The sequence below is a fragment of the Streptomyces sp. NPDC058964 genome (assembly GCF_042741275.1).
Lineage (GTDB): Bacteria > Actinomycetota > Actinomycetes > Streptomycetales > Streptomycetaceae > Streptomyces.
The window spans coordinates 1-9,500 of record NZ_JBHYKH010000356.1 but is presented as its reverse complement, the minus strand read 5'-3'; the positions used below and the strand labels follow the sequence as shown (position 1 = coordinate 9,500).

General features: G+C 71.7%; 10 protein-coding genes. 4 read left to right on the top strand and 6 right to left on the bottom strand.

What is annotated here, in order from left to right; translation table 11 throughout:
• A partial coding sequence (locus tag ACFW2E_RS32760; protein ID WP_384471273.1) for an alpha amylase C-terminal domain-containing protein occupies positions 1 to 371 on the top strand: 371 nt, incomplete at its 5' end.
• Between the two features lie 124 nt (positions 372 to 495).
• On the opposite strand, the gene ACFW2E_RS32755 is transcribed toward ACFW2E_RS32760, so the two are convergent.
• From ACFW2E_RS32755 to ACFW2E_RS32740, 4 genes are all read right to left on the bottom strand, one after another.
• Entirely contained in the window at positions 496 to 2,724 is a 2,229-nt protein-coding gene (locus tag ACFW2E_RS32755; RefSeq protein WP_384471279.1) for a HelD family protein, read from the bottom strand.
• A 168-nt stretch (positions 2,725 to 2,892) separates the two neighbouring features.
• Positions 2,893 to 3,207 carry a thioredoxin family protein gene (locus ACFW2E_RS32750; protein ID WP_384471276.1) on the bottom strand — a complete coding sequence of 105 codons (315 nt, stop codon included), beginning with the start codon at positions 3,205 to 3,207 and terminating at the stop codon, positions 2,893 to 2,895.
• A 14-nt stretch (positions 3,208 to 3,221) separates the two neighbouring features.
• Positions 3,222 to 3,650, bottom strand: coding sequence for a MerR family transcriptional regulator (locus tag ACFW2E_RS32745; protein ID WP_384471270.1), 429 nt, complete (start codon positions 3,648 to 3,650; stop codon positions 3,222 to 3,224).
• A gap of 29 nt (positions 3,651 to 3,679) precedes the next feature.
• Complete coding sequence (locus ACFW2E_RS32740) at positions 3,680 to 4,201, bottom strand: Lrp/AsnC family transcriptional regulator (RefSeq protein WP_384471267.1); 522 nt, start codon at positions 4,199 to 4,201, stop codon at positions 3,680 to 3,682.
• Positions 4,202 to 4,246: 45 nt separating this feature from the next.
• On the opposite strand from ACFW2E_RS32740, the gene ACFW2E_RS32735 reads away from it, so the two are divergent.
• Together ACFW2E_RS32735 and ACFW2E_RS32730 are read left to right on the top strand one after the other, a co-directional pair.
• Complete coding sequence (locus ACFW2E_RS32735; protein ID WP_384471264.1) at positions 4,247 to 5,212, top strand: NAD-dependent epimerase/dehydratase family protein; 966 nt, start codon at positions 4,247 to 4,249, stop codon at positions 5,210 to 5,212.
• A gap of 1 nt (position 5,213) precedes the next feature.
• Positions 5,214 to 6,107 (top strand): aldo/keto reductase, encoded by an 894-nt coding sequence (locus ACFW2E_RS32730; protein ID WP_384471261.1) that lies wholly within the window; start codon positions 5,214 to 5,216, stop codon positions 6,105 to 6,107.
• 31 nt (positions 6,108 to 6,138) lie between these two features.
• Here ACFW2E_RS32730 and ACFW2E_RS32725 read toward each other — a convergent pair whose 3' ends face one another.
• Positions 6,139 to 6,903, bottom strand: a complete 765-nt coding sequence (locus tag ACFW2E_RS32725; RefSeq protein WP_384471258.1) for a DUF2127 domain-containing protein — start codon at positions 6,901 to 6,903, stop codon at positions 6,139 to 6,141.
• Between the two features lie 118 nt (positions 6,904 to 7,021).
• Entirely contained in the window at positions 7,022 to 8,701 is a 1,680-nt protein-coding gene (locus ACFW2E_RS32720) for an MFS transporter (RefSeq protein WP_384471255.1), read from the bottom strand.
• A gap of 161 nt (positions 8,702 to 8,862) precedes the next feature.
• Between ACFW2E_RS32720 and ACFW2E_RS32715 the strand changes: the two genes are divergently transcribed.
• Positions 8,863 to 9,500 (top strand): TetR/AcrR family transcriptional regulator (locus ACFW2E_RS32715; protein ID WP_384471252.1); only part of this gene is annotated, 638 nt, incomplete at its 3' end.

Genomic DNA, 9,500 nt, shown 5'->3' with positions numbered 1-9,500 from the left:
GCCTCAACGCCGTCTACCGCGCCACCCCGGCCCTGTGGCAGCGGGACACCGACCCGGCCGGCTTCCAGTGGGTCGTCGGCGACGCCGCGGACGACAACGTCTTCGCCTTCCTGAGGCTGGACGCGGAACGCAACCTCCTCCTGTCCGTCTCCAACCTCTCGCCCGTGGTCCGCCAGGACTACCGCCTCGGTGTCCCCGACGACGTCCCCGCCTGGCACGAGGCCCTCAACACCGACAGCGTGCGCTACGGGGGCGGCGACGTGACCAACCCGGATGTCATCAAGCCGGAACCGCAGGGCCGCCACGGCCGCCCGGCGAGCATCCGCCTGACGCTGCCACCGCTGGCGACGGTCTGGCTGCGCCCGGCCTGAGGGCAACGGGACTTCTCAGCGCCGGACGGAAGCGAACCAGCCCGTCCGGCGCTCGAGGGCGAGGCCGTGCGGGCCGAGGCAGGGGCCTGGGGGCGGCAGCCCCCAGACGCCCACCTCCCCGGGGTCACTCGGTGTCGGCCAGGCCCAGCGGCAGCGAACCCGTGTGCAGCACCCCCAGCCGCTGCGTCGCCCGGGTCAGCGCCACGTACAGGTCGCTGGTGCCGTACCGGCCGGGCTCGACCACCAGTACCGAGTCGAACTCCAGCCCCTTCGCCTGGCGCGGGTCCAGGAGCACGACCGTCCGCGTCAGGTCGGGCTCGGTGCCCGCCGTGACCCCGTCCAGCCGTGCCGCCAGCTTCCGGTGCAGATGGCGCGGGGCGATGACCGCGAGCCGGCCCTCGGCGGGGGTCATCTCCTTCACCGCCTCGGCCACCGCGCCCGGCAGGTCGTCCGTGGCACGCACCCAGGGCCGCTCACCCGTGGAGCGGACCGAACTCGGCGGTTCGAAGTCCGGGTCCTTCGCACGGACCACGGCCGCGGCGAGGTCCATGATCTCCGACGGCGTGCGGTAGTTGACGCCGAGCCGGGTGTGCTCCCAGCGGTCCTCGACGTACGGCTGGAGGATCTTCTGCCAGGAGCCGACGCCCGCCGCCTCCGCGGTCTGCGCCGGGTCGCCGACGAGCGTCATCGAGCGGGTCGGGCTGCGCCGCATGAGCAGCCGCCACGCCATCGGCGACAGCTCCTGCGCCTCGTCGACGATGATGTGCCCGAACGCCCAGGTCCGGTCGGCCGCCGCGCGCTCGGCCGCGCTGCGGTGGTCCTCCTCCTCGTGACGCTCGGCGAACCGCTCGGCGTCGATGATGTCGTGCGCGGACAGGACCTCCGAGCCGTCGGGATCGCCGTCCTCCTTGTCCTCGAACTCGTACGTCCGGGAGGCGTACGAGACGTCGAGGACGCCCTGGGCGTAGGCCACCTGGGTCTCCCGCTCGCGCTCGGCCCGCGCCCGCGCCACCCGTTCGTCGACACCGAGCAGTTCGGCCGCCTCGTCGAGCAGCGGGACGTCCGCCACCGTCCAGGCCCGAGTCGACGGGCGGCGGACGGCGGCCGCGTCCTCGTCCGGGATGTGGCCCACGGGGTCGGCGAGGAAGTCGGCGACCAGTCGCTGCGGTGTCAGCCGCGGCCACAGCTGGTCGATGGCGGCCCAGACCCCGGGGTTCTCGGCGAGCTCGTCACGGATCTGGGTGATGTCGCTGGGATCGAGGAGGTTCGTTCCGTCGTACGGGTCCGTGCCGATGCGTTCGGCCACCATGTCGGTGAGCGTGTTGAGGATGTGGCCCTCGAAGTGCTCGCGTGCGACGTTGTGCGGCAGCCCGGTGGCGCGGGTGCGCTCACGGGCCACCTTCACCAGGCCGTCGTCGAGCATCAGGATCTCGCGGTCGTGCTCGATCGCGATCACCGGGTCGGGCAGCGACTGCCAGTCCCGGACGACCTCGGCGAGTACGTGCGCCATGTCGGCGCGGCCCTTGATCGCGGCAGCCTCGCGGCTGTCGGTCGCCGTCGCCCGCACACCGGGGAACAGCTCCCCGACCGTCGCGAGCAGCACGCCCGTCTCACCGAGCGAGGGCAGCACCTCGCCGATGTAGCCGAGGAAGGCGGGGTTGGGTCCGACGATCAGGACGGCCCGCTTGGCGAGCAGTTCCCGGTGCTCGTAGAGGAGATAGGCGGCGCGGTGCAGGGCGACCGCCGTCTTGCCGGTGCCGGGGCCGCCCTCCACCACCAGGACCCCTCGGTGCGGGGCCCGGATGATCTCGTCCTGCTCGGCCTGGATCGTCTGCACGATGTCGTTCATGCGGCCGGTGCGCGCGGAGTTGAGCGCGGCGAGGAGCACCGCGTCCCCGGAGGGGTCCTCGTGACCGGTGCGGGTGGCGTCACCGAGGTCGAGGATCTCGTCGTGCAGTGAGGTGACCCTGCGCCCCTCGGTGGCGATGTGCCGGCGCCTGCGCAGACCGAGCGGGGTGTGCCCGGTGGCGAGGTAGAACGGGCGCGCGACATCGGCCCGCCAGTCGATGAGGAGCGGCGTGCGCTCGGCGTCGTCGGTGCGCAGGCCGATACGGCCGATGTGGTGGCTGGTGCCGGAGGTCAGGTCGATGCGGCCGAAGCAGAGCGAGCCGTCCACGGCGTTCAGTGCGGCGAGCAGCCCGGAACGCTCGGCGACCAGGATGTCCCGCTCCAGCCGGGCCTGCATGGGCTTGTCGCCCTGCGCGAGCGCGTCCGCGACGGAGACCTCGGTGTCGCCGCGCAGGGCGTCTACGCGCGCGTACAGTCCGTCGGTGAATTCCTGCTCGCGCCGCAATTCATCGTCCGGAAATTCGGTGTTTGACAATTCCACTCCCGCCCGGATATACTGTGCTCACTGAACTTGTCCGCGACTTATTGCGTCCGAAGTCGCGAACCATCGAATATACGCAGAGAAATCCCCCGAGCGCAATTGCTCGGGGGATTTCTTCATATCCGGGTGCGGTCACAGCACGTCGGAGAGCTCCTCGAGGAGGCGGCGCTTGGGCCGGGCGCCCACCATCGCCTTCACCGGCTCACCGTCGCGGAACACCATGAAGGTCGGCATGGACAGCACCTTGTAGGCGTTCGTGGTCGTCGGGTTGGTGTCGACGTCCAGCTGCACGACCTTCAGCCGCTCGCCCTCCTCCGCGGCCAGGGCGCTGAGCACCGGCCCCATCTGCCGGCACGGGGGGCACCAGTCGGCGGTGAACTCCACCAGTACGGGCAGGTCGGAGCCGATCACCTCCGCCGCGAAGTCCGCGTCCGTCACCTCGGCCACACCGGCCGCCTTGATCATCGCTGTTGCCCTCCCAGTTCGCACAGGGGTTCCGGACCTCCCGGAACCAGCGTCTCGGCGGCCAGTTCGTCCCGCGCCCGCTCGGCCCTCACCAGCTGCCCGGCCACCTTCTCCCGGACCGCCCGCAGCTCCCCGATGAGCGCGTCCAGCTCGTCCAGCTTGCGCCGGTAGACCGCGAGCGACGCGGGGCACGAGTCGCCCTCCGGGTGCCCGGCCCGCAGGCACTCCACGAACGGCCGCGTCTCCTCCAGGTCGAACCCGAAGTCCTGCAGCGTCCGTATCTGCGTGAGCAGCCTGAGGTCGGCCTCGTCGTAGGACCGGTGCCCCTTGTCGTCGCGCCGCGCGGGCAGCAGCCCCCGCGACTCGTAGTACCGCAGCGTCCGCGTGGTGGTCCCGGCCCGTGCGGCCAGCTCGCCGATTCGCATGGGTACGACCGTATGCGTTGACGTCGGCGTCAAGGCAAGGACGGCGGGAGCAGCGGCTTGCGGGGCACCGGGGAGGACAGCACGATCGACGTGGTCGTACGGCCCAGCGCCGAGGTCTGTTCCAGGATGTCCTCCAGGTGGACGGTGTCCGTCACGGCCACCTTGAGGATCCAGCAGTCCTCGCCGACCACGTGGTGGACCTCGATCACCTCGGGACGGTCGAGCAGCTCCAGGGTGCGGGGATGCCTGAGGGTGTAACCGCCGTGGGGGTCGACCCGGACGAAGGCCTGGATGCCGTAGCCGAGCCGGGCCGGGGCGACCTGGGCGCCGTACCCCGTGATCGCGCCCGTGGCCTCCAGCCGCCGCACCCGCTCCGTGACGGCCGCCGGGCTGAGCCGGACCCGACGGCCCAGCTCGCTCAGCTTGATCCGGCCGTCGGTCTGGAGCAGTTCCAGGATCTGCCGGTCCAGCGTGTCGAAGGCCGCCGACGTTTCGTTGGCGGCGGAGCGCGACTGCCGTGGTTCTTTCGGTGTCGCGGCCGGAACTCCCATGTCTCCCCCTTCAGGCTTCCCTGGTGCAACAGGAGAATTATGGCCATGGGAAATGACGGAGAGATACGAGAACCAAGCGAAGCCGGGGAAGCACGAGAACCGCGGGAAGCACGAGAGGTACTGGTCATCGGCGGCAACCGCTATTTCGGCAAGCGGCTGATCGGACGGCTGCTGGCGGCCGGGGACCGGGTGACGGTTCTCAACCGCGGCTCCTCCGCCCCGCCGGCCGGCGCCACCCATCTGGTCGCGGACCGCAACGACGAGACGTCGCTGACCGAGGCGCTGGGCTCCCGCACCTTCGACGTGGTCGTCGACCAGGTCTGCTACACCCCGCGCCAGGCGGCCGTCGCCCGCCGGGTCTTCGCGGGCCGCACCCGCCGCTACGTGATGACGTCGACCGTCGAGGTGTACGAGTACGAGGACTCCGCGGCCCCGGTGCGGGAGACGGCCGTCGATCCGCTCACGGTCCCCGTCGACCTCGGACTGCCCTGGGACGAGCCGGAGTTCCTCGACCGCCACTACGGCGAGGGCAAGCGGCAGGCCGAGGCCGTGTTCTCGGCGGACCCCGCCTTCCCCTGCGTGTCCGTCCGGGTGGCCCATGTCCTGGGCGGGGACGACGACTTCACCGGACGTCTGCAGCACTACGCGGACCGCATCCGGACCGGCGAGCCGGTCAACGTGCCCGTCGTGAATCACCCGGCGACCTACGTCCACGTCGAGGAGATCGCCGACTTCCTGTTCTGGGCGGCGGGCGAGGACTTCACGGGCCCGGTCAACGCCGCCTCCCACGGGACGCTGACGACCGAGGAGCTGTGCGCCGCGGTGACCGCCCACCTGCCCGGCGGCCGGACGGTCTTCCGGGAGGTGGAGGTCGGCGAGGTCTCCCCGTTCTCCTTCTTCCGCTCCTACGGCATGGACAACTCCCGGGCCACGGAGCTCGGTTTCACCTTCGACGAGGCGCGCCGCTGGCTGCCCCGCGCCGTCTCCGAGACCCTGGGAAAGGACGACTGACATGCGGTACCGCTCCCTCGGCGACACACGCGTGAGCGCGGTCGGACTCGGCACCATGCCCCTGTCCATCGAAGGCCGCCCCGACGAGGCCCGCGCCCTGGCCACCGTCCACGCCGCCCTGGACGCGGGCGTGACGCTGCTGGACACGGCCGACTCGTACCACCTCCCCGGTGACGAGCCCGGCCACAACGAACTGCTCGTCGCCCGCGCGCTGGCGGCCTACGGCGGCGACCCCGACGACGTGCTGGTGGCGACCAAGGGCGGCCGCGGCAGGCCCGCCGACGGCAGCTGGACGGTGACCGGCTCCCCGCGCCGTCTCAAGGCGGCCGCGGAGGCCTCGCTGAAGCGGCTCGGGGTGGAGGCGATCGGTCTCTACCAGCTCCACAAGCCGGATCCCGAGGTGCCGTTCGAGGAGTCGGCCGGCGCGCTGCGCGAGCTGCTCGACGAGGGCAAGATCCGGCTGGCCGGGATCTCCAACACCGGCACCGACCAGATCCGCCGCGCCCGCGCGATCCTCGGCGACCGCCTGGTCTCCGTCCAGAACCGGTACTCCCCGGCCGTCCGCGACAGCGAGGCGGAGCTGCGGCTGTGCGCCGAACTGGGCGTGGCCTTCATGCCCTGGAGCCCGCTGGGCGGCATCTCCCGCAGTTCCCTGGACGGCCCCTCCCGTCCGGCGGCCACCGACCGTTTCGCCGCCTTCCACACCGTGGCCCGGGAACGCGGGGTCAGCCCCCAGCAGATCTGTCTGGCCTGGCTGCTGGCGAAGTCGGCGGCGGTGATCCCGATCCCGGGCGCAAGCCGCCCGGAGTCGATCCGGGACTCGGCCCGGGCCGCGGACCTGGTCCTGACCGGGGAGGAGCTGAACCTGCTGGAGGCCGCCGCCCGCACCCCGTGAGGCACGGACGGCGGCCTCCTCCGCCGGCGGGCTAGGACGCCACTCCCGCGGACTCCTCCACCTCCATGAGCGAGGCGCTGTGCCGCTCCTCGTCGAAGGCCCTGCGTCCGCCGCGCAGTCCGAACAGCCGCTTGGCGACGGCGATGTAGAGGACGGCGAGGATGTTGAGGACGAGGGTTGCGATCTTCAGCCAGCTGACGTGTTCGGTGAGTTCGTAGATCTCCAGCGGAAGGAAGGCGGCGGTGGCGACCACCGTCAGGTACTCCGCCCAGCGCTTGGCGTACCAGAGTCCGACCGCCTCGACGAGCTCGATCACCGCGTACGCCAGCAGCAGGGCGGCCACCAGCAGCAGTGTGGAGTGCTTGTAGCCGAAGGCCTTCTGGATGGAGCCGACCACCGGCGAGTGGTCGAGGTCGTAGTGGAAGTGCCGGAAGACCGGGCGGAAGACGTCCAGGTTCTCGTTGAACAGCCGCCGTACCGCGTCCTGGCTGTTGCTGAACTTCCACACCGCCACCGCGACCAGCACGATGAAGACCCCGCGCACGGCCCGCTCGATCGCCAGGAACCGCAGGATGAACAGGTCCCGCAGCACCTTGCCGCGCGGCACCAGCGGGGCGTCGGTGGCCGGCCCCGAGCCGTGCGGCTCGCCCAGCGCGAAGTCGCCGCAGCGCAGGCAGCGCCACGCGTCCCCGAGGGCGGTCTGGGCGTGCAGCCGCACCCGCAGCCTGGGGTCGTCCGGTGCGTAGGTCACATGCCCCTTGCGCGCGCAGTGCCTGCGGTCCCAGTCGATCTTCATCCCCCGTGCCTCCATACGTACGTGCGAACTTGCGGACTCGCGGACACCACGAACGTGCCGCTCCGGTTGATCCGGCACGGCACGTTAGTGGATGCGGGTGAGAAACGGTCGGGAGGGGTCAGCGAGCGCCGCTGTCCACCAGCTCCTTCTCCTCGGCCGGCTGCTCCGGTTCGGACGCGGTGCTCCGCCGGCCCGGCAGCAGCAGAGCGACCAGGAGCGTGCCGACGCCCAGGATCACCGCGCCGACCAGGCTGGTGTGGGCGACGGCGTCGGAGAAGGAGGATCCGACCGCCTCGGCCATCTGCCGTGCTCCGGTGGACAGTCGGCCGGCCTGCTCGTTGAGCTTCGCGGCCTGCTGCGGGTCGGCCGACTGTGCCGCCTGTGCCGCGAGCTGCCGCGCCTTGTCCCCGATGCCCTGTGCGACCGCGTACCCGGCGCCGACCGAGTCCTGGGCGGCGGTCAGCGCGCCCGCCGGGAGCCTGCTGCCCTCGGTGGCGTCGCTGAGGTGGTCGCCGTACGAGGTCGACAGCAGCGAGCCGAGGATCGCGATGCCGAGCGAGCCGCCGAGCTCCAGCGAGGTGTCGTTCACCGCGCCGCCGACACCGAGTTCGGACTCCGGGAACGCGCCCATGATGGCGTCGGTGCAGGGCGAGAGCGCGAGGCCGATGGCCAGGCCGAGCACGACGAGCGGGGCGACGAAGTCGCCGTACGAAGAACCCGCGTCCACCCGCGTGAGCAGCGCCAGCGCCGTCGTGCCGCCGACCATGCCGGCCGTGACCGTCCACTTCATGCCGACGCGCGGGGTGAGCCAGCCGGTGAGCGCCGAGCCGGCGAACACGGCGCCGGCAAGCGGGAGCATGCGCAGACCGGTGCCGAGGGCGTCGTAGCCGAGCACGAACTGGAGGTGCTGGGTGAGGTAGTAGAAAGCTCCGAAGACGGCCAGGAAGAACAGGGCGACCGCGAGGTTGGAGCCCGCGAACCGGCGGTCGGCGAACCGGCGCACGTCCAGGACCGGGCGCGGGTGGCGCAGCTCCCACAGGACGAAGGCCACCAGGCCGGCGCCCGCGACGACGGCGGCGCTCACGGCCTTCACGCCCCATCCGAAGTGCGGCCCCTCGATGATCATGTAGACCAGCGAGCCGACCCAGACCACCGACAGCAGCCCGCCGACGTAGTCGATCCGGTCGTGGTGGCCGGCCCGGGACGGCGGCACGAGGACGAGGGCGCCGACGGTCGCGACGGCCGCGACGGGCACGTTGATCAGGAAGGTCGACGACCAGCCGTGGTCGCGCAGCAGCGCGCCCGCGACGACCGGACCGGCTGCGATGGCGAGTCCCGCGGTGGCGGTCCACAGGGTGATGGCCTTGGCCCGCTCCTGGCGCGGGAAGGTCGCGGCGAGCAGGGAGAGCGTGGCCGGCATGATCAGCGCGGCGCCGACGCCCATCACGGCACGGGCCGCGATCACGGCGGTGGCGCTGTCGGCGAAGTAGCCGGAGACGGCCCCGCCCGCGAAGACCAGAAGCCCGAGGACGAGCGCGCCGCGGCGGCTGTACTTGTCGCCGATCGCGCCGAGCAGCAGCATCAGCGCGGCGTACGGGACGGTGTAGCCGTCGATCACCCACTGCAGGTCGGCGCTGGACAGACCGAGTTCCTCGGTCATGTCGGGCGCCGCGACCGTGAGGGCGGTGTTGGCCATCACGATGATCAGCAGGCTCAGGCAGAGGACCAGCAGCGCCCACCAGCGCCGGGAGTAGGGGCGGTCCATCCTTTCGACCGGTTCGTTCATGACGAGTCGCATGGGCAGGGGTCGCCTTCCTCACAGATGCGCACGACGGGACTTGCACAGTGGCGTGCAATTGCACAACGATGTGCAATGTACGTCTACTGCACAGCGTTGTGCAAATGGAGGAGGTGGAGCCCTCACGGAAGAGCCGTGAGGCTCGCCGCGGGGCAGGCACAATGGCAGCCATGACCACGGGTAACAGCTCTCGCGCCGACGCCAACCGCCGCCGCATCCTCGACGTGGCGCTCACCGAGCTGCTGCGCGACCCCGACGCCTCCATGGACCAGATCGCGCGCGCCGCGGGGGTCGTACGACGGACCGTGTACGGGCACTTCCCCAGCCGCGAGGCACTGATCAGCACGCTCGTCGACGGCGCGGTGGAGGCGCTGGCGGCCGCGCACGCCTCGGGGCGCGAGGGGGTCGAGGACCCGGCGGAGGCGGTGGCCCGGTCGGTGCTCGCCGTCTGGGAGATCGCCGACCGCTACCGGCTGCTGGTCGCGCTGGCCCAGCGCACGGTCACCGTGCAGGGCATCCGCGAACGGCTCACCCCGGTCCGCGAGTCCTGTGCCGAACTGCTGCAAAAGGGCCTGGACCGCGGAACGTTCAGTTCGCCGCTCCCGGCGGCGGCGCTGGCGTACGTGCACGAGCAGATGCTGTTCGCGCTGATGGAGACCGTGAACGACGGCCTGCTGGCAGCGCAGGAGGCGGGCCGCTGCGCCCCCGGCACCCTACAGACCCCGGCGGGCGGGGCCCCCGCGCGGGGCCCCCCGCGGGTGGGGGAGCGGGTCGAGGATAGGCTGGCAGGCGTAGGGAC

Excerpts from the sequence above, each read along its gene's own strand:
- ACFW2E_RS32745 (WP_384471270.1), bottom strand. The coding sequence starts at position 3,650 with ATGCGAATCGGCGAGCTGGCCGCACGGGCCGGGACCACCACGCGGACG.
- ACFW2E_RS32740 (WP_384471267.1), bottom strand. The coding sequence starts at position 4,201 with ATGGGAGTTCCGGCCGCGACACCGAAAGAACCACGGCAGTCGCGCTCC.
- ACFW2E_RS32735 (WP_384471264.1), top strand. The coding sequence starts at position 4,247 with ATGGGAAATGACGGAGAGATACGAGAACCAAGCGAAGCCGGGGAAGCA.
- ACFW2E_RS32730 (WP_384471261.1), top strand. The coding sequence starts at position 5,214 with ATGCGGTACCGCTCCCTCGGCGACACACGCGTGAGCGCGGTCGGACTC.
- ACFW2E_RS32725 (WP_384471258.1), bottom strand. The coding sequence starts at position 6,903 with ATGAAGATCGACTGGGACCGCAGGCACTGCGCGCGCAAGGGGCATGTG.
- ACFW2E_RS32720 (WP_384471255.1), bottom strand. The coding sequence starts at position 8,701 with ATGCGACTCGTCATGAACGAACCGGTCGAAAGGATGGACCGCCCCTAC.